At 42.9% G+C, this 18720-nt stretch carries 18 protein-coding genes and 5 tRNA genes; 9 read left to right on the top strand and 14 right to left on the bottom strand.

Features of this window, described 5'->3' with window-relative positions; translation table 11 throughout:
- Positions 1–133: 133 nt before the first annotated feature.
- The 9 genes from OCT63_RS10105 to lolB all read right to left on the bottom strand — a co-directional run bounded on the left by OCT63_RS10105 (position 134) and on the right by lolB (position 5307).
- Positions 134–210 (bottom strand) — tRNA-Met (locus OCT63_RS10105).
- A gap of 77 nt (positions 211–287) precedes the next feature.
- A tRNA-Gln gene (locus OCT63_RS10110) sits at positions 288–362 on the bottom strand.
- Between the two features lie 29 nt (positions 363–391).
- Positions 392–476 (bottom strand) — tRNA-Leu (locus tag OCT63_RS10115).
- 68 nt (positions 477–544) lie between these two features.
- Positions 545–621: transfer RNA gene (locus tag OCT63_RS10120), tRNA-Met, on the bottom strand.
- A 279-nt stretch (positions 622–900) separates the two neighbouring features.
- On the bottom strand, positions 901–1992 hold the full coding sequence (gene ychF / locus OCT63_RS10125) for a redox-regulated ATPase YchF (protein WP_017056799.1): 1092 nt from the start codon (positions 1990–1992) through the stop codon (positions 901–903).
- Positions 1993–2002: 10 nt separating this feature from the next.
- Positions 2003–2593: an aminoacyl-tRNA hydrolase gene (pth, locus tag OCT63_RS10130; RefSeq protein ID WP_161688008.1), complete on the bottom strand. Its 591-nt coding sequence runs from the start codon at positions 2591–2593 to the stop codon at positions 2003–2005.
- Between the two features lie 222 nt (positions 2594–2815).
- Positions 2816–3760, bottom strand: coding sequence for a ribose-phosphate pyrophosphokinase (locus OCT63_RS10135; protein WP_012603389.1), 945 nt, complete (start codon positions 3758–3760; stop codon positions 2816–2818).
- Between the two features lie 27 nt (positions 3761–3787).
- Positions 3788–4663, bottom strand: a complete 876-nt coding sequence (gene ispE, locus OCT63_RS10140; protein ID WP_269983668.1) for a 4-(cytidine 5'-diphospho)-2-C-methyl-D-erythritol kinase — start codon at positions 4661–4663, stop codon at positions 3788–3790.
- On the bottom strand, positions 4660–5307 hold the full coding sequence (lolB, locus tag OCT63_RS10145; RefSeq protein WP_161688012.1) for a lipoprotein insertase outer membrane protein LolB: 648 nt from the start codon (positions 5305–5307) through the stop codon (positions 4660–4662). Before lolB ends, ispE begins: the two co-directional genes overlap by 4 nt.
- A 160-nt stretch (positions 5308–5467) precedes the next feature.
- Between lolB and hemA the strand changes: the two genes are divergently transcribed.
- From hemA to ybaK, 8 genes are all read left to right on the top strand, one after another.
- Complete coding sequence (gene hemA, locus OCT63_RS10150) at positions 5468–6727, top strand: glutamyl-tRNA reductase (RefSeq protein ID WP_161688014.1); 1260 nt, start codon at positions 5468–5470, stop codon at positions 6725–6727.
- Between the two features lie 28 nt (positions 6728–6755).
- Positions 6756–7844, top strand: coding sequence for a peptide chain release factor 1 (gene prfA / locus OCT63_RS10155; RefSeq protein WP_017056804.1), 1089 nt, complete (start codon positions 6756–6758; stop codon positions 7842–7844).
- 5 nt (positions 7845–7849) lie between these two features.
- Complete coding sequence (prmC, locus tag OCT63_RS10160; RefSeq protein WP_060467243.1) at positions 7850–8743, top strand: peptide chain release factor N(5)-glutamine methyltransferase; 894 nt, start codon at positions 7850–7852, stop codon at positions 8741–8743.
- Between the two features lie 183 nt (positions 8744–8926).
- On the top strand, positions 8927–9310 hold the full coding sequence (locus tag OCT63_RS10165) for a SirB2 family protein (RefSeq protein WP_060467244.1): 384 nt from the start codon (positions 8927–8929) through the stop codon (positions 9308–9310).
- Between the two features lie 28 nt (positions 9311–9338).
- Complete coding sequence (locus tag OCT63_RS10170) at positions 9339–10148, top strand: SirB1 family protein (protein WP_060467245.1); 810 nt, start codon at positions 9339–9341, stop codon at positions 10146–10148.
- 22 nt (positions 10149–10170) lie between these two features.
- On the top strand, positions 10171–11025 hold the full coding sequence (kdsA, locus tag OCT63_RS10175; protein ID WP_171351091.1) for a 3-deoxy-8-phosphooctulonate synthase: 855 nt from the start codon (positions 10171–10173) through the stop codon (positions 11023–11025).
- A 431-nt stretch (positions 11026–11456) separates the two neighbouring features.
- Positions 11457–13118, top strand: coding sequence for a bifunctional UDP-sugar hydrolase/5'-nucleotidase UshA (gene ushA / locus OCT63_RS10180; RefSeq protein WP_269983669.1), 1662 nt, complete (start codon positions 11457–11459; stop codon positions 13116–13118).
- Between the two features lie 135 nt (positions 13119–13253).
- Positions 13254–13727 (top strand): Cys-tRNA(Pro) deacylase, encoded by a 474-nt coding sequence (gene ybaK / locus OCT63_RS10185; protein WP_269983670.1) that lies wholly within the window; start codon positions 13254–13256, stop codon positions 13725–13727.
- A gap of 124 nt (positions 13728–13851) precedes the next feature.
- On the opposite strand, the gene rluF is transcribed toward ybaK, so the two are convergent.
- The 3 genes from rluF to OCT63_RS10200 all read right to left on the bottom strand — a co-directional run bounded on the left by rluF (position 13852) and on the right by OCT63_RS10200 (position 16052).
- Positions 13852–14970, bottom strand: coding sequence for a 23S rRNA pseudouridine(2604) synthase RluF (rluF, locus tag OCT63_RS10190; protein ID WP_269983671.1), 1119 nt, complete (start codon positions 14968–14970; stop codon positions 13852–13854).
- Between the two features lie 192 nt (positions 14971–15162).
- Positions 15163–15744 carry a DNA endonuclease SmrA gene (smrA, locus tag OCT63_RS10195; protein WP_017056810.1) on the bottom strand — a complete coding sequence of 194 codons (582 nt, stop codon included), beginning with the start codon at positions 15742–15744 and terminating at the stop codon, positions 15163–15165.
- Between the two features lie 167 nt (positions 15745–15911).
- Positions 15912–16052, bottom strand: a complete 141-nt coding sequence (locus OCT63_RS10200) for a DUF3149 domain-containing protein (protein ID WP_017056811.1) — start codon at positions 16050–16052, stop codon at positions 15912–15914.
- A 255-nt stretch (positions 16053–16307) separates the two neighbouring features.
- Between OCT63_RS10200 and OCT63_RS10205 the strand changes: the two genes are divergently transcribed.
- A tRNA-Pro gene (locus tag OCT63_RS10205) sits at positions 16308–16384 on the top strand.
- 266 nt (positions 16385–16650) lie between these two features.
- On the opposite strand, the gene OCT63_RS10210 is transcribed toward OCT63_RS10205, so the two are convergent.
- On the bottom strand, positions 16651–17319 hold the full coding sequence (locus OCT63_RS10210) for a LuxR C-terminal-related transcriptional regulator (protein WP_060467249.1): 669 nt from the start codon (positions 17317–17319) through the stop codon (positions 16651–16653).
- A gap of 496 nt (positions 17320–17815) precedes the next feature.
- The gene (locus tag OCT63_RS10215) at positions 17816–18688 is read right to left on the bottom strand and encodes a curlin (RefSeq protein ID WP_161688023.1); all 873 of its coding nucleotides are present in this window, start codon (positions 18686–18688) and stop codon (positions 17816–17818) included.
- Between the last annotated feature and the right edge of the window lie 32 nt (positions 18689–18720).

The following is an 18720-nucleotide window of genomic DNA, read 5'->3' on the forward strand; positions in this document are numbered from 1 at the left end:
GGTGCGTCTACCAATTCCGCCACGACCGCAGCAAAGCTTTTCTCTCAACTAAGCAAATAGCCTAGCGAAGAGTATAGTTATATCGACATTGGTGATTCAATATAACGTTGTGTGTTCTTTCTTAAAGAAAGAATGGTGGCTACTGCGGGATTTGAACCTGCGACCCCATCATTATGAGTGATGTGCTCTAACCAACTGAGCTAAGTAGCCATCTGAGAGCGGAGTAATATAATATAATCTCGCTTTCAATGCTATTATCTTTTTAAAGATAATTTCACTTTAAATAGTGGCTGGGCTACCTGGATTCGAACCAGGGAATGCTGGCATCAAAAGCCAGTGCCTTACCGCTTGGCGATAGCCCAACAATGATATCATCTAAGATATCTTAATATGGTGCGGACGGAGAGACTTGAACTCTCACACCTCTCGGCGCCAGAACCTAAATCTGGTGCGTCTACCAATTCCGCCACGTCCGCTTTGCTTTCCTAAAAACTCTTTACTGTTACTAGACATATGTTTAATAACAAATAGAGCGCTTAGGAAATGGTGGCTACTGCGGGATTTGAACCTGCGACCCCATCATTATGAGTGATGTGCTCTAACCAACTGAGCTAAGTAGCCATTTCCAAATTTTTGTTCATTTTGAGACGTTACCGCTTCGCTGTGAACGGGGCGCATTATGCGGAGTTGAGTGAAACCCGTCAACTTTTTTTTTGAATAAATCACGAATAAACATCTGTTCGGTTTCTTTTTAGTCAAAGAGGCGTATTTGTCGGCAAAAAACAGGTAAAAAAGCCGATATATATAGGAAGTTAGGTTTCAGATACAGGACTATTTCACCAGAGGGAAAACAAAAAGGCCAGTGAGTTCACTGGCCTTTATCTGATGTAAAATCAGTAATTATACGTTGAAACGGAAGTGAACAACGTCACCATCTTTAACGATGTATTCTTTGCCTTCAAGACGCCATTTACCTGCATCTTTTGCACCGCTCTCACCATTAAATTCGATAAAGTGATCAAAACCAACAACTTCAGCTCTGATGAAGCCTTTTTCGAAGTCAGTGTGGATTTTACCAGCAGCTTGTGGTGCCGTTGCGCCAATAGGAATAGTCCAAGCGCGAACTTCTTTAACACCAGCAGTGAAGTAAGTTTGAAGAGTCAGTAATTCGTAACCAGAGCGGATCACTCGGTTAAGGCCTGGTTCTTCGATCCCCATGTCTGCAAGGAATTCTTCGCGATCTTCGTCGTCAAGTTCAGAAAGTTCAGATTCGATAGCCGCACAAACAGCAACAACTACGTTGTTTTCGTTTTCTGCGTATTCACGAACCGCGTCTAGGTAAGGATTGTTTTCGAAACCATCTTCCGCAACGTTTGCGATGTACATAGTTGGCTTAAGCGTTAGGAAGTTTAGGTAGCCGATAGCCGCCGCTTCTTCTTTTCCTAGTTCAACTGTACGTGCCATGCCACCTTCAGTAAGAACTGGTAGTAGTTTTTCTAGTACAGTGATCTCGAATTTAGCGTCCTTGTCACCGCCTTTTGCTTTCTTAGCGTTACGTTGAATTGCACGCTCACAGCTGTCTAAGTCAGCCAGTGCAAGTTCAAGATTGATCACTTCGATATCTTCGATAGGAGATACTTTACCAGAAACGTGAACGATGTTTTCGTTTTCAAAGCAGCGAACAACGTGACCGATAGCGTCTGTTTCGCGGATGTTTGCAAGGAATTTGTTGCCAAGGCCTTCACCTTTAGACGCGCCAGCAACTAAGCCTGCGATATCTACGAATTCCATTGTTGTTGGAAGGATCTTCTGTGGATTAACAATCTTTGCTAATGCATCTAAGCGTAGATCTGGGACCGGAACGATACCAGTGTTTGGTTCGATCGTACAAAATGGAAAGTTTGCTGCTTCGATGCCTGCTTTAGTCAGTGCGTTAAACAGAGTTGACTTACCAACGTTTGGTAGACCAACGATGCCACATTTAAAACCCATGATATAAACCTTATTCTGCTTTGAACGTATGTAAGCGATTTTGTGCTTTTGGTAGGCCATCTTTTAATAAGATGTCTAGGCTGCGAACCGATTCGTCAACGACGGCCTCGATACACTCTTGCTCTTTTTGTGGAGCTTTGCCTAATACATAACCTGCAACTTTATCTTTGTGTCCTGGATGGCCAATGCCTAATCTAAGACGATAGAATTCTTTATTGTTACCCTGTTTGCTGATGATGTCTTTTAGACCGTTGTGTCCGCCGTGACCACCACCTTTTTTAAACTTTCCAATGCCAGGAGGGAGATCTAACTCATCGTGAGCTACCATGATCTCTTCTGGTTTAATTTGGTAGAACTTTGCCAGAGCTGCAACTGCTTTGCCTGATAAGTTCATAAAAGTCGTTGGGATCAGCAAACGAAGATCTTCACCATGAACCATGATACGACCCGTAAGGCCAAAGAACTTTGGTTCGTTCTTTAGTATCACGTTATGTACACGTGCTAATTCTTCAACTACCCAAGCACCCGCATTGTGGCGAGTTTTGGCGTATTCAGGACCTGGATTAGCCAGTCCAACGAGAAGTTTTATTTGTTGGCTCAAGGTATGGATCTCTCTTGGGATTTCAAAAAGCGCCGTATGATATCACAGTTTATGAAAAAGGTGCGAGCTAGCTGATAGCAACACGATTATTCCTGATTGTGATAAATAGTCGTGCGATATCACTCAGACATAAAAAAAGCACTTCATTAAATGAAGTGCTTAATGTCTTTCTCTAACGTGTTTCTAAAACAAAGCTTTTGTAAAAAAACTATGAGGCTCTAATTAGTTGAACATCGCTGAGATTGATTCTTCGTTGCTGATACGGCGAATTGCTTCAGCAAGCATGCGAGAAAGGCTTAGTTCTGTCACTTTGCCTGTCGCGGCCATTTCTGGAGAAAGCTTAATTGAGTCAGTAACAATAACTTGGTCTAGTACTGAGTTGCGGATGTTTTCTGCAGCAGTACCAGAGAATACGGCGTGAGTTGCGTAAGCGAATACACGCTTAGCACCGCGTTCTTTAAGCGCTTCCGCTGCTTTACATAAAGTACCACCAGTATCGATCATGTCATCAACGATTACACAGTCGCGACCCTCAACATCACCGATTAGGTTCATTACTTCAGAAACGTTAGCGCGTGGGCGACGCTTATCAACGATAGCAATGTCAACATCACCTAGCGCTTTAGCTGTAGCACGAGCACGTACAACACCACCAAGGTCTGGAGAAACCACAACTGGGTTTTCTAGGCCTCGGTTCGCCATGTCTTCTAGAAGAACTGGAGTGCCGAAGATGTTATCAACTGGTACATCGAAGAAGCCTTGAATTTGCTCTGCGTGTAGGTCAATAGTAAGAACGCGGTCAACACCAACGTTAGAAAGGAAATCTGCAACAACTTTTGCAGTAATAGGTACACGAGCAGAACGTACACGACGATCTTGACGAGCATAACCGAAGTAAGGGATTACAGCAGTAATACGGCCAGCAGAAGCACGGCGCATTGCGTCAATCATTACCACCAACTCCATAAGGTTGTCATTGGTTGGTGCACAAGTTGATTGAATCAGGAATACATCGCTACCACGAACGTTTTCATTGATTTGTACAGCGACTTCGCCATCAGAAAAACGGTCTACAGTAGCATCTCCAAGAGAGATGTATAGACGATCAGCAATACGTTGGGCTAGTTCAGGTGTTGCGTTACCAGCAAATAGCTTCATATCAGGCACGGTGGAAACCTCGGGTTGCGTCCAGTTTTAAATAGATTGTGGGTGGGCTGATTGGTACTCAGCCAAAGTCTCTTTTAAAGGCGAAATGTTTCGTCCTTTCGCCACGAAAGCGGAAACTATGTCAGGCAGTTTTTCTAGTACCAACTCGGCTTCTTTTTTGCTGTTAAATTCAGCAAAAACACACGAGCCAGTACCAGTCAGTCTCGACGGCGCGTATTGTAGCAGCCATGAAAGTTGCTTATCAACCTCTGGGTACAGCATTCGCACAATTTTTTCGCAATCGTTTACGTATTCTTGCTCTAGAAGCGTTGATAGTGCTCGCTTTGGGGTATTTCGAGTTAATTCTGAATGTGTGAATATGTCTACAGTCGCTATGCTCACTTGAGGCTTAACAACGAGGTACCATTTTTCATCCGGATGAGCGAGTTGAATCTGTTCTCCAACTCCTTCTGCAAAGGCTGCGTGGCCTCTAACGAACACAGGAACGTCAGCACCTAGCTTCAATCCGATCTCTGCGAGTTCATCATCAGACAGATTTAGCTGCCATAGATAATTAAGCGCGACCAACACGGTTGCGGCATTTGAAGAGCCTCCACCAATACCACCTCCCATAGGAAGCACTTTCTTTAGCGTGATATCGGCACCGAAAGAGGTCGATGTAAATTGTTGAAGGGCGGTAGCCGCTTTCCAAATCAGGTTGTCTTCGGTCGCAACGCCTGGGATGTCCGGTGTGATGGTAATTGAGTTCGTTTTCTCATTTACGGTAACCGTCAGTTCATCGCCAAAATCGACAAATTGAAACAAGGTTTGAAGTTCGTGATAGCCATTGTCACGTCGACCAGTGATATAAAGGAATAAATTCAGTTTAGCCGGAGAAGGCCAGTGCGTTGGCGTTGTTATCATTTTTTTAGTGTCCACTTCGAAACTACAATGTTGATTTTGTTACCGTCTTGCTCGAACGATAATCGGGTAGGGAGGGGGATGGTCTCTACATTTGCGTTGTCTTCATCCGACAGTTGTTTACTCGGCCTCTCTGTATTTCGGTAATGATCAAAATTTAACGTCCATAGCTGGCTGTTGACTTGTTTCGACAGAGACTCAAGTGTGTTTGTGATATTGAGTTGGTAGCTATCGGCTTGATCTGGAATGCCAAGGAGCCATTGGGGCAGATGATCGATCGGGATCTGCAAACCTGTCAGTTGCTCAACCAATACAGACGCACTTGCGTGAGTAAATACTTGGTCGTCATAGGTCACGACTTTGGCCCCCAACGAATCTATGGTCAGGTTCAATACGGTTTGACCGAGGAACGTCGTGAGTCTTAATTGACTTTGATTTTGTGAATGTTTCCAAATGAAGTTTAAGCTTTGGCGCTGCTCTGGCGATATGTAGGCGAGTTTGCCCGAGGCTTGGTAGCTTTCTATCTGTAGAAGTCGGTTTTGGTGGGTTTGCCATTCAACGCTGGTCGGCTGTTCGGGCATAGACGAGCAACCCACCATAATTATGGTCATAAAAAGAAGAGACGTGATTTTACGAAGCTTGCTCATATTTGCTCACAACTTGTTCAAATTTATCTAAAAAACGCTTCAACTATAGCATTGAATTCACGAACTCAGGAAAACAAATCCCGCTTGCTCTTTAAATAGAGCCATGCATCAAGTAAAATTCGCCCCTTGTTTCCATTCCCTGATCGAGAACTTCTGATACATGTCTTTGCTTGCCGTAGGTATCAATCACAACACTGCGTCGGTTGAATTGCGCGAAAAAGTCGCTTTTGGTCCAGATAAATTATCTGAGGCACTTAAGCAACTCAACGCAAATGCACACGTAAATGGAAGTGTCATACTTTCTACCTGTAATCGAACTGAAGTGTATTGTGACGTTAAAGGCGTGGCAAAAAACAAGCTGATCGATTGGTTATCAGTGTTCCATCAAGTGAGCCCTGAAGAGTTAAAGCCAAGCCTGTATATCCATGAAGAGCAAGCTGCAATAAAACATTTAATGCGTGTGGCCTGTGGTTTGGACTCTTTGGTGTTAGGTGAACCGCAGATCTTAGGTCAGGTGAAGCAAGCTTATACAGATTCAAGAGAGAACCAATCTGTTGATGCTTCAATGGAAAAGCTATTCCAGAAATCCTTCTCTGTTGCGAAACGAGTTCGAACGGAAACTGAAATTGGCGGTAGTGCCGTTTCTGTTGCTTACGCCGCCTGTACGTTAGCCAAGCAGATTTTTGAATCGATTGCCGCATCAACAGTGTTATTGGTTGGTGCGGGGGAAACTATTGAACTGGTGGCTAAGCACTTGTCGGCGAATGGCTGTACCAAAATGATTGTGGCGAACCGAACTCGTGAACGTGCTTTAGGGCTAGCAGAAGAGTTTGGTGCTGAAGTGATCAGCCTCAATGAGATTCCGGACCATCTGCATAGAGCGGATATTGTGATTAGCTCAACAGCAAGCCCATTACCTATCATAGGCAAGGGAATGGTCGAAACTGCTTTGAAAACAAGAAAACACCAACCAATGTTGTTGGTTGATATTGCTGTACCTCGTGACGTTGAATCTCAGGCAGGCGAACTGAATGATGCGTATCTATATTCAGTGGATGATCTGCAGTCGATTGTTGATGGTAATATTGAGCAACGTAAAGTGGAAGCGATTCAAGCCGAAGCGATTGTCAGCGAAGAAAGTGCTGCATTCATGAGTTGGATGCGTTCATTGCAAGCAGTTGACAGTATTCGTGATTACCGTAAATCGGCCAACGAAATACGAGAAGAATTATTAAGTAAGAGTTTGCAATCACTTGCTGCTGGCGGTGACCCCGAGAAAGTTTTACTTGAGCTCAGTAATAAGCTCACAAACAAATTGATCCATGCTCCAACGCGAGCACTCCAAAGTGCAGCAGAGCAAGGAGAACCTGCAAAATTAACGGTCATTAGACAGAGTTTGGGCCTAGAAAACCCTCAATAATATTAGACCCCCAATAAGATAAGACATTATGAAAGCCTCGATTCTAGTAAAGCTTGAAACACTTGTTGAACGCTATGAAGAAGTTCAACATCTACTTGGTGATCCAGATGTAATCGGGAATCAAGACAAATTCCGTGCACTTTCAAGAGAGTATTCTCAGCTTGAAGAAGTGACGGCTTGCTTCCAGTCATACCAGCAAGCTCAAGAAGATTTAGAAGCTGCTGAAGAGATGGCAAATGAAGATGACGCAGAAATGCGCGAAATGGCGCAAGAAGAAATCAAAGAGGCGAAAGCGAACATTGAACGTCTGACTGATGAGCTGCAAATTCTTCTTATTCCAAAAGACCCAAATGATGAGCGTAACTGTTTCCTAGAAATCCGCGCAGGTGCGGGGGGTGATGAAGCGGGTATCTTTGCGGGTAACCTTTTCCGTATGTACTCTAAATTTGCCGAGAAAAAAGGTTGGCGTGTCGAGGTGATGAGCAGCAATGTTTCAGAGCAGGGCGGCTTTAAAGAAATGATCGCCAAAATAAGTGGCGACAGTGTTTACGGTACCATGAAATTCGAGTCGGGTGGTCACCGTGTGCAGCGTGTTCCTGAAACTGAATCCCAAGGCCGTGTTCATACTTCTGCATGTACGGTCGCAGTGATGCCTGAGATCCCAGAAGCTGATCTTCCAGAAATCAAAGCTGGCGATCTTAAAATTGATACTTTCCGTGCTTCTGGCGCGGGTGGTCAACACGTTAACACCACGGATTCAGCAATCCGTATTACTCACTTACCAACGGGCACAGTCGTAGAGTGTCAAGACGAGCGCTCTCAGCATAAAAACAAAGCGAAAGCGATGGCTGTGCTTGCGGCTCGTATCGTTCAGGCTGAAGAAGAGCGCCGCGCTGCAGCTGTTTCTGACACACGTCGTAACCTACTAGGTTCTGGTGACCGTAGTGATCGTATTCGTACGTACAACTACCCACAAGGTCGTGTTTCTGATCACCGCATCAACTTGACAATTTACCGTCTGAACGAAGTACTTGAAGGCGATATGCAAAGCTTGCTTGATCCTGTTCTTCAAGAACACCAAGCCGACCAACTTGCTGCACTTTCTGAGCACAACTAATCAGTATGCAGTCAGCATATACGGTTGAAAGCGCTTTAAAATCAGCAATCGTACAGCTTCAAAAGGGTGATAACACATCACCCTCTATTGATGCCGCGGTACTGCTTTGTCACGTTTTAGACAAACCAAGGTCATACTTGCTTACTTGGCCTGAGAAGCTTCTTACCTCAGAACAAGAGTCCGAATTCAATGCACTTTTAAGACGACGTTTAACCGGTGAGCCTGTGGCTTATATTATTGGTGAACGTGAGTTTTGGTCATTGCCGTTAAAAGTTTCTCCTTCTACCTTAATCCCTCGTCCAGACACTGAACGTTTGGTTGAAGTGGCTTTAGATAAAACCTATGGCAAACAAGGTGCGATTCTAGATTTGGGTACTGGTACTGGTGCAATTGCATTGGCGTTAGCGTCTGAAATGCCAAATAGACCAGTGACGGGTATTGATCTGCGCCCTGAAGCTCAAGAGCTTGCGACAGAAAATGCGAAGCGCTTAAACATCACCAACGCTACGTTTTTACATGGCAGTTGGTTTGAGCCTTTAAGTGAACTAGCTTCTGATGGCAACGATACCAAGTTCTCTTTAATTGTCTCTAACCCACCTTATATTGAGAAAGATGACCCTCATTTATCTCAAGGGGATGTACGTTTTGAGCCAATGACTGCGTTAGTCGCTGAAGAGAAAGGATTGGCTGACATTCGATACATTTCTGAAAAAGCACGTGGCTTTTTGGAAAATGAAGGCTGGTTGGCATTTGAACACGGCTACGACCAAGGTTTGGCGGTGCGTGAGATAATGCAGGCGCTCGGTTATCTCGAGGTTGTCACAGAGAAAGATTACGGTGGTAATGACCGAGTGACATTGGGTCGTTACTGTTCATCGGTAGTTACTGTTTATAGATAGTGACTGTCCATCGGCTGCGGTTAATCATCTTGTGAGCAATAGATGATGAAGTTGCTAAATTTATACCTTTAACTCGACAATACATTTCACTCGGTGATGCATTTAACGCAGAAATACAGAGCATTTACGGGTATTGTGTGGCTCGTGTTAACGAAAGCACATATAAAAATATAAAGGAATACCATGTACGAAGGTTTAAAACATTTTCACTTACTAACGATTGCGATAAGCGCACTGCTGCTTTCGATTCGTTTCGCTCTTATGATGGCTAACTCTCCGAAGCTTAAGCATCCTTTCTTGCAGCGTTTTCCTCATATCAATGACTCGTTGCTACTGCTATCAGGTATTGGTTTGATTTTTATCACTGGCTTTATTCCATTTACACCTGCAGCACCATGGTTAACCGAAAAACTAACTTGTGTTATGGCTTACATCGCACTGGGTTTCTTTGCGCTTAAGCTAGGTAAAAACAATCTACTGAGAGTGTTCTCTTTCTTTGGTGCGCTTGGCTGGTTAGCAATGGCAGGCAAAATCGCAATGACGAAGACACCAACATTTTTCGGTTAATTATCTCCTTATTTTCGGTTAACTATCTATGTACGAATTTTTTGATGAAGACTTTGACCAGCTAGAATTAGCTGAAGGTGCATTGATCTTAAATAAAGCGATTAACCCAGAAACTCAAGACAGTTGGGCAGAGCAAGAACTGGCAAGATTGTTTAAAGAAGCTGAGTTTGCTTTGGTTCATGAAACCGACGAACAGCAGAAATTTGAGTCTTTTATTCGACTATTCTTTTTTGAATGGGGCTTTGCTGGCGATAAAGAGGCGTATTTCTCTTCGGAGAACGCATTTATAGACAAAGTCCTTGAGAGAAAGAAGGGGATTCCAGTGAGTCTTGGCGCGATCTTTCTTTTTCTAGGTCGAAAGCTAGGCTTCCCTGTAGAGGGGGTTTCTTTTCCAACTCAGTTTTTGCTTAAAGTGAGTTGGTATGGCCAAGCTGCTCTCTATATTAATCCTTACAATGGCGAATATGTTGGTGCAAAAACCTTACGAGCCTGGTTGATTGGCCATGATGGGCCACTCGCTAAGTTGAAAGCAGAGCATTTAGAGGTCGCTGATCACCCAACGATTATCGGTAAATGGCTAGCGTTACTTAAGAGTGCATTACTACGAGAAGAGCGTTATACGCTGGCATTGAAATGCACAGACCTTGCTTTGACGTTTGTTCCGGATGACCCGTATGAAATCCGTGATCGCGGGTTTATTTATCAGCAGCTAGACTGTCATCAAGTAGCCGCAACAGATTATCAATATTTTATCGACCAATGCCCAGATGACCCTGCATCTGAATTACTGAAATCTCAAGTGAATGTCATGAACGAAAAGACCGTGGTTGTTCACTAATTAATAATTATTTAGAGAGAATATGATGGAACAGAAAACAGTCCACATTGGCGATATGCCAATCGCTAATGATAAGCCATTTACGCTATTTGCAGGCATGAATGTTCTTGAGTCTCGCGATCTCGCTATGCAGATTTGTGAGCACTACGTAAAAGTAACAGAGAAGCTGGGCATCCCTTATGTATTTAAGGCGTCTTTCGATAAAGCGAACCGCAGCTCAGTTCATTCATACCGTGGTCCAGGTATGGAAGAAGGTCTTAAAATATTTCAAGAACTGAAAGATACCTTTGGCGTGAAGATCATTACTGATATCCACACCGAAGCACAGGCTCAGCCTGTCGCTGATGTGGTTGATGTAATCCAGCTTCCAGCATTCCTAGCTCGTCAAACTGACCTTGTTGAAGCGATGGCGAAAACAGGTTCAGTGATCAACGTGAAGAAACCTCAGTTCATGAGCCCAGATCAAGTGGGTAATATCGTTGATAAGTTTGCTGAGTGTGGTAATGACAACATCATTCTTTGCGAACGTGGTTCTTGCATGGGATATGACAACTTAGTTGTTGATATGCTTGGCTTCGGTGTCATGAAGAAGTCTTCGAACGGCAGTCCAATCATCTTTGACGTGACTCACGCGCTTCAAATGCGTGACCCATCAGGAGCTGCATCTGGTGGTCGTCGTGAGCAAACGGTTGAGCTTGCGAAAGCGGGTCTTGCTACAGGTATTGCTGGTCTGTTTATTGAAGCACACCCGAACCCAGATCAAGCTCGTTGTGACGGTCCATCAGCTCTACCTCTAGATAAACTAGAGCCGTTCTTGAAGCAGATGAAAGCGCTTGATGATCTTATTAAAGGGTTCGACCACATTGATATTAAATAACTCAGCATAGTTATTTAAGATTAAGAGGAAAAGCAAACGCCCAGTTCTTTGAACTGGGCGTTTTTTTATCAGCTAGGGTAACCCGTTATTTACTACAATTGGCATTAGCAATGTAGGTGATTACTCGGTGATTTGTTTTATGAGTATGAGGCTTATTTTATTTATAGTAAATTACTGATATTTATCACACTTTTTAAGTAAACGATTGCCTGTGATGCAGGGGAAGTTTGAGTGTAATCTCATAAATTTGTTACACTTAAGTATTAATCTATGCGTGACCAATTCGACATAAATATGAAATCGTCGTGTTACATCGAGAATGTTAATTTAAGATTAGTCATGTCGAAGTCTTATTGTTCGAACTCCAAGAAAGGGGTCGCAATAGATTATAAAAAGCAGTGGATTCCCCTAAAAAGTTCAAAGGTATGACAATGAAGCAACGCCTTATTCTAAAGACAGCACTAAGTGCTGCAATCTTAGCTACTCTCGCTGGGTGTTCGTCTCAATCTACTCTAGATTGGAACCAAGATGAAACTTACAAGCTAACGATTCTTCACACTAACGACAATCATGGTCGCTTCTGGCAGAACAAATATGGCGAATACGGCATGTCTGCGCGTAAAACGCTGGTTGATCAACTTCGCGCTGAAGTTGAAGCCGAAGGTGGTAGCGTGTTGCTTCTTTCTGGCGGTGACATCAATACTGGTGTACCAGAGTCCGATCTTCAGGATGCAGAACCTGATTTCAAAGGCATGAACAAGATTGGTTACGATGCAATGGCATTGGGTAACCACGAGTTCGATAATTCACTAGACGTACTACAAAAGCAGATCGACTGGGCTAACTTTCCAATGCTTTCTGCAAACATCTACGATAAAGCGACTGGCGAACGCAAGTTCCAAGCTTACGAGATGTTTGAAAAGCAAGGCATTAAGATTGCAGTTATCGGCCTAACAACTGAAGACACAGCGAAAATTGGGAATCCAGAGTTTATCGCGGGCATCGACTTCCGTGACCCTAAAGAAGAAGCGAAAAAGTTAATCGCTGAATTGAAAGAAACAGAAAGTCCGGATCTGATTTTTGCTGTCACTCATATGGGTCACTACGAAAATGGCCAACGTGGTGTTAATGCACCTGGGGACGTAGCATTGGCTCGTTACCTCAACGAAGGCGATCTCGACATGATCGTAGGCGGTCATTCTCAAGAGCCTGTTTGTATGGAAGGCCCTAACGTTGCGAAGAAAAACTTCACACCGGGTGATGAGTGTAGACCCGACGTACAGAACGGTACTTACATCGTTCAAGCTCACGAGTGGGGTAAGTACGTTGGTCGTGCTGATTACGAATTTCGTAACGGTGAGCTAGAAATGGTGAACTACGATCTGGTTCCAGTTAACCTTAAGAAGAAAGTTAAGATTGATGGTAAGAAGCAACGAGTTCTTATTCAAGATGAAATCGCCCAAGATCCAGAGCTACTTGAATTCCTACGTCCTTTCCAAGAGCAAGGTCAAGCTCAGCTAGAAGTTAAGATAGCCGAGGCAAATGGCAAGCTTGAAGGTGATCGTAACGTCGTTCGTTTCCAACAGACTAACCTAGGTCGTTTGATTGCGACTTCTCACAGGGAGCGTGCAAAAGCAGACTTTGCTGTGATGAACTCTGGTGGTGTGCGTGATTCAATTGAAGTGGGCGATGTAACTTACAAAGACGTGCTAAAAGTACAACCATTTGCAAACATTCTGACTTACACAGATATGACGGGTAAAGAAGTACTTGATTACCTAAATGTAGTGGCGACTAAACCAATCGATTCTGGTGCTTACGCTCAGTTTGCTGGCATCTCTATGACTGTAGAAGATGGTGCAGTATCGAATGTCTTCATCGGTGGTAAACAGCTTCGCTTGGACGAGACATATCGTTTCACAATACCAAGCTTTAACGCTGCTGGTGGTGATGGCTATCCTAAATTGTCTGACCACCCAGGTTACGTAAACACTGGTTTTGTTGATGCTGAAGTACTAAAAGAGTACCTAGAAGCAAACAGCCCGGTTGACGTGAACAACTACGCACCGTCTGGTCAAATAGTTTACAAGTAATTGACTCCAATAAATTTAGTTACTAGGTGCTGAATTAGATTGACTCCAGCACTATGATAAATTTAACTAAAGCGACGCCTCGGTGTCGCTTGTTGTTTATATACTGCTTGTTTTTATTTATCGTTTGGACTTGTTATGACTCCTGCTATTAATCTTGCCAAGAAAAATAAAATCGCTCATAGCGTGCATCAATATCATCATGATGCGAATAATACTAATTATGGATTAGAAGCCGTGGAAGCTCTTGGTCAGGACCCGAAACGCGTATTCAAAACGTTGCTATTTTGTTTGAACGGTGTTGCTAAAGATTTGGCTGTGGCGGTTATCCCTGTGGATCAAAAGCTAAACCTAAAGCTTGCAGCAAAAGCGGCGAAAGGCAAAAAGGCAGAGATGGCTAATCCTGATATTGCACAGAAAACCACAGGCTATGTGGTTGGTGGAATCAGCCCACTTGGGCAGAAAAAAGCATTGCCTACTTTTGTTCATTGCAGTGCTACAGATTTTGAAACGATATGTGTGAGTGCAGGGAAGAGGGGCTTGGAAATCGAGCTAGATCCACAAGACTTAGCACTACTGACTCGCGGCCAGTTTGCTGATCTATGTTTATAGGTTGTCGTCATAGCGATAAAATTATCGAATGACCAACAAAAACGCCCACTAGGCTAACCTAGTGGGCGTTTCTATATAGAGTGTTCATTCTGAAATGGGTTTGCACATTTAGGATGAATGATGACTACTTTTTCAGTCCTAGTGTTCCGCCAACACGCTTTGGTGCAGGTTGGTTCGGTCTGCTTGAATCTTGGCTGCGGTTTGCCGGTTTACCGCTTCTACGATCGTTGTTATTGCGGTCTGTACGATTGCGATCTGAATTAGAGCGCTCTGAACGAGAGTTCGATTTCCAGTTCTCGGTATTGCCGCCGCTTTCACTATTCGACGAACTACGACCACGCTTTGAATTGGGGGCATGACGAAATTCATCCGCATTATTACCACGGTACGTGCGAGTGCGGTTCTCTGTTTTATTGCGGCGCGCTGTTGAGGTTTCATTTTCCTCGCGGCTATCAAATAACTTAGCATCGGTTGCCTTACGGATTCGCTGACCTTTTGCATTTATCTTTGACGCATCTTCAGTGCTTACCGAACCTTCACACATCGCTAATATGTCAGTGATTTCTTCTTCGCTCAGGTAACGCCATTTGCCATTAGGAATACCATCTAAAGAGATATTCATAATGCGAACACGACGTAGTTTGAAAACTTCATAACCTAAAGCTTCGCACATACGACGAATCTGGCGGTTAAGGCCTTGCGTTAACGTAATTCGGAACGAGAATTTGGTCTCTTTCTCTACCTTACATGGCAAAGTAACGGTGTCCAAAATTGGCACGCCCGACGCCATTTTCTCTAAGAATTCAGTTGTAATCGGCTTATCAACGCGAACCATATACTCTTTTTCGTGGTTGTTACCTGCACGTAGGATCTTATTGACGATATCGCCATCATTGGTCAAAAATATTAGACCATCTGAGGGCTTATCTAGACGACCGATAGGAAAAATACGCTTATGGTGGCCGATAAAGTCGACGATGTTGCCAGGAATATCACGCTCAGTGGTACAGGTGATACCTGTTGGTTTATTAAGAGCTATGTAGATAGGCTTCTCTTTCGAGCGGACAGGTTTATTGTCGATCTCAACATCATCACCGTGCATGACTTTAGTACCCATTTCAGGGATCTTACCGTTAATCGTAACTCGGCCAGCATCAATGAGTTTGTCGGCTTCGCGGCGTGAGCAAAAACCAGTTTCACTGATGTACTTATTAAGGCGTTTAGCTTGGGATTCTTGTGACATGATATTCTCTTAGCGTTTCACAACGGAAATTTAGATAAACAAAAAGCAACTACAGGATAGTTGCCTTTACGTTTGAATTCGTTAACTGACGACAATTTTAGCACCTAGAGTGTACTTCGGCACTAAATATCTATTGCGCACCAGGTTAGAACATTAAAGAACGTGTAGCTGGTGTTATCGACATAACATGCATTAACTCGATCGTTTCTGGTGTCGCTCTCTATTTTCGAGTTTCTTGTCATTACTTTTTCTCAGCATGACGTAAACGGCACCTGTGCCACCATGAAATTGCTGTGTTGAATGAACACACTGAACATCATTAATTTGCGAGAGCCAATTTGCCACATAGCTTTTCATCATGGCTGGTGGGTTAGAGCGCTCACCCTTACCGTGAACAATAATCACGGTGCGCACATCCATTCTTAGACATTGACGTAAAAATGAAAGTACTTCATTACGAGCATCTTTCAGTGTTTTCCTGTGCAGATCGAGCTTAGCTTGAATTGGGTATTTACCTAAGCGCAGTTTCTTGAATACGCCTTCTTGCACGCCATCTTTTTTATAGGCGATAACATCATCAGGCTTTAACATCGGAGAATAGTCGAGCGATAGATAATCTTTCTCGTCATCAGACAGCCACATAGCAGCTTCACGTTTGGCAAGATGAGATTCTGTGACTCGGTGTACTTTCTGGTGTTCGGCGGTGTCATTGTCGATACGTTTAACATCGCCCATCATTTCTTGGAATAGATCTAAGTCGTCATCATGAGACATAGCGGGTATCTCAAGTTGGATAAGGGTAGGGTAAGTATACCTAAGTTAGTATGGTGTTTAAAAATGAAAAAACCGGAGAAGACAAGAAGCCTACTCCGGTGCAAAGCGTTTTAACGTTTACCTATCAAGAATGATACTTAAAAGTAAATGAGTTAGGCTGAGCAATTCTAATGAGGAGATTTGTCAGTCATAACTTTGTAGATGAAGAAACCTCCATAGAACATCATGAGACCCAAAGCCCCGAAGATTACTATCATTGAAGATAGCCCCACCGCATTACCAAATAGGAGTTCTAGCCAAAAGTCCATGTGTATACCTCAAAGTTATATGACACTACTTAGTGTATTAAGTGGCATTATTGATTCACTGATCTGGATCAATCCTGTTTCATAAGTTAAATATTTGTTGGTGAGTGTGTGTTTTTCGTCACGTTAGGCGTTAGGTTGTACGTCTTTTGTTCGAATGATTCAACTTTGTAAAAAAGAGTGAAAAAAGCCCTTGCGGATAAATTCAGAATCCGTATTATACGCTGCATCGACAGGCAATAAGCCCGTTAGATATCTCGGTGAATAGCGCAGCTTGGTAGCGCATCTGGTTTGGGACCAGAGGGTCGGGGGTTCGAATCCCTCTTCACCGACCACATTAAAGAAAGCCTGCTCATTGAGCAGGCTTTCGTCGTTTTAGAGTATTGAAAATAGGATTTGAACCTAAGTAAGGGGTCGCCTGATGTTCAAAATAAGCGCTTTGTTGACCACATTAAAGAAAGGTATAGCCCTTATTTTCGATAGAGGAGTTATAGCCTCTTTGCACTCCTAAATCGTGAATAGCGACTGTTTGAATTTGATGCTGTTAGCTAAACAGTTTGATAAGTGTAGTAAGCCTTAAGGTGTAATTAAGAGCGGTAGCCTACTGAACGAACTCACTGGTAGCGACATTATTCTTTACCCAAATTAGAGCCTGTAGTCGATTCTTAACTTTGATTTTCTTAAATGTGTTGTGTAAGTGTGCCTTGACTGTATTTTCGCTCACATAGAGTGTGTCGGCGATCTGAGTGTTGGACGCGCCCTCACCGAGCAGCTTGATAATTTGTTGCTCGCGTTTGGTGAGTTTTAAATAGTACGGACTCGTTTTTGCGCATTGTCTATCTCTATAAAAGCTTATGTATTGATAGATGAGCTTTCTACTCATCCACATTTCACCCTGTAAAATGCAGTCAAAGCCGGTAACGAGCTTATCAAGAGTGTCAGAGGCATAAAAAATACCGACCAAATATTGCCATTTTAACATTTCTGAATGAGGGAAATCATGTGGGGTATTGAGGAGTACTTCATGAACGTCACTTGCCACGTCATCTTTAAGTTCTTGGTACTTTTCAGTGTATTGCTTCGTCATTGTTGGGTAATCAATAATAATGAGATCCAACTCTTGGTTTTTTAGTGTTGTGGTTCTCAATCTTTCTGGCGATATGAGCTTGATACTTATATTTATTTTCTGTTCGATTGACTCTTTAAGCAGTGTTGATTGTAGGTTGTTTTCTGCAAGTAAAATGGCGTTATGAGCCTCCAACTTTGCCATGTGGAACTCCTTTTAATGACTCATTACCTAAACTATAGGATCTATAGCTTATAGCACATATTGATTTTTTTCTAATATCCAGGGGTAATTATTAATCTTTGTTATGAGTCTGGTTTTATATTGATGGTAAGGGTGAATCAATATTCAGGTCGAGAGATCATGCTTAGTTAAGTGCTATTATTTTAGTTTATTTAACGTACAATCGGGTTGCACTTGCCATTTATTGCCAATGGGATGCAATGTTAGAACTGCAGGGAATTGATTTATATTCATAATCAGTGTTGTAATACCGCTATTTGTATTTTGATTAAAATTAGAATTGGATTTTGTACTTAACGTAAATGAAGATATCATAATGTTATCAAAGGTTAACACTAGTTTTTCATTTTTTACTAGGCACTGTACTGAATTTAAATCTGAAGAAAATCCATTTAAATTATAAAAATTAAATAAAACGACGACAAGCGCCGTTTTAATATAGATGTTGTACTTCATATTAATTTTGGTAAATAATACCTACGTTACCGTAAGCACCATTACCTAATACGACAGCACTATCATGTGATGTTTGTTCAACCGTAAATTGGTTCATATTACTGTTTTGTAATTGAACGACCGCATCAGAATGAGAACCTGTTTGTAGAACGAATACTCTATTATCGTCACTGTTCATTAGATCAATGTCGACATCGTTCCAATCACCACCACCTACGCTATTATTAACAATAGTCTGCACGTAGTTGTCATCACCGCTGATATCAATTGCAGCGTTATTGTAGTCAACGTCACCGTTACTGAATTCTGTATATGTTTGGTTTGAATCGCCATATATAGTCGTTTCGGCTCTGTTGCTGTCTGCTCCTCCAAGAGCTACGGTAACGGAAATGTTATCATCACCCATTTGTGTTACACGAAGATCGTTAAAGTTACCGTATTGCTCAACTTGAACGCGTGCTTGGTTAGATTGTCCGTTTTGGTCAATTAGAGCATTGTTATACGAACCTCTAAGTTGAACATGTGCTCCATTTAGGTTACCGCTTTGTTCAACGACTACATCAGATTTGTAACTCGCGTGCGTATCGACCAATGCTGTGTGACCATCTGTTGTGCCTGACGTGTTTTGATTAATAGTTACATTAGCCATGTCACCATTACCCATTTGCCAAAGCGCTGTGTTGTCACTAGCTGAGGGGATAGTTACTCCGCCAGCAGCAGCGGTAAGGGCTGCGTCAATACCAAGATCGGTTGTGCCTTCAATCACTCCAGTTCCAGGAGCTGTAGCTGGATAGGGAGCGGGTAGCGGATCTGCGTGAGCTACATTCAAACTAATGATGGCACCGACTAACATTCCAATTTGTGTAAGTTTCATAAGTTGTTTCCTTATACATTTCCATGTCGACT

Origin of the sequence: Vibrio sp. RW (assembly GCF_027587105.1) — a bacterium.
GTDB classification, from domain to species: domain Bacteria; phylum Pseudomonadota; class Gammaproteobacteria; order Enterobacterales; family Vibrionaceae; genus Vibrio; species Vibrio toranzoniae.

Coding starts and splice junctions, on each gene's coding strand:
- ychF (WP_017056799.1), bottom strand. CDS start 1,992: ATGGGTTTTAAATGTGGCATCGTTGGTCTACCAAACGTTGGTAAGTCA.
- ispE (WP_269983668.1), bottom strand. CDS start 4,663: ATGATAACAACGCCAACGCACTGGCCTTCTCCGGCTAAACTGAATTTA.
- lolB (WP_161688012.1), bottom strand. CDS start 5,307: ATGAGCAAGCTTCGTAAAATCACGTCTCTTCTTTTTATGACCATAATT.
- hemA (WP_161688014.1), top strand. CDS start 5,468: ATGTCTTTGCTTGCCGTAGGTATCAATCACAACACTGCGTCGGTTGAA.
- prfA (WP_017056804.1), top strand. CDS start 6,756: ATGAAAGCCTCGATTCTAGTAAAGCTTGAAACACTTGTTGAACGCTAT.
- prmC (WP_060467243.1), top strand. CDS start 7,850: ATGCAGTCAGCATATACGGTTGAAAGCGCTTTAAAATCAGCAATCGTA.
- OCT63_RS10165 (WP_060467244.1), top strand. CDS start 8,927: ATGTACGAAGGTTTAAAACATTTTCACTTACTAACGATTGCGATAAGC.
- OCT63_RS10170 (WP_060467245.1), top strand. CDS start 9,339: ATGTACGAATTTTTTGATGAAGACTTTGACCAGCTAGAATTAGCTGAA.
- kdsA (WP_171351091.1), top strand. CDS start 10,171: ATGATGGAACAGAAAACAGTCCACATTGGCGATATGCCAATCGCTAAT.
- ushA (WP_269983669.1), top strand. CDS start 11,457: ATGAAGCAACGCCTTATTCTAAAGACAGCACTAAGTGCTGCAATCTTA.
- ybaK (WP_269983670.1), top strand. CDS start 13,254: ATGACTCCTGCTATTAATCTTGCCAAGAAAAATAAAATCGCTCATAGC.
- rluF (WP_269983671.1), bottom strand. CDS start 14,970: ATGTCACAAGAATCCCAAGCTAAACGCCTTAATAAGTACATCAGTGAA.
- smrA (WP_017056810.1), bottom strand. CDS start 15,744: ATGTCTCATGATGACGACTTAGATCTATTCCAAGAAATGATGGGCGAT.
- OCT63_RS10200 (WP_017056811.1), bottom strand. CDS start 16,052: ATGGACTTTTGGCTAGAACTCCTATTTGGTAATGCGGTGGGGCTATCT.
- OCT63_RS10210 (WP_060467249.1), bottom strand. CDS start 17,319: ATGGCAAAGTTGGAGGCTCATAACGCCATTTTACTTGCAGAAAACAAC.
- OCT63_RS10215 (WP_161688023.1), bottom strand. CDS start 18,688: ATGAAACTTACACAAATTGGAATGTTAGTCGGTGCCATCATTAGTTTG.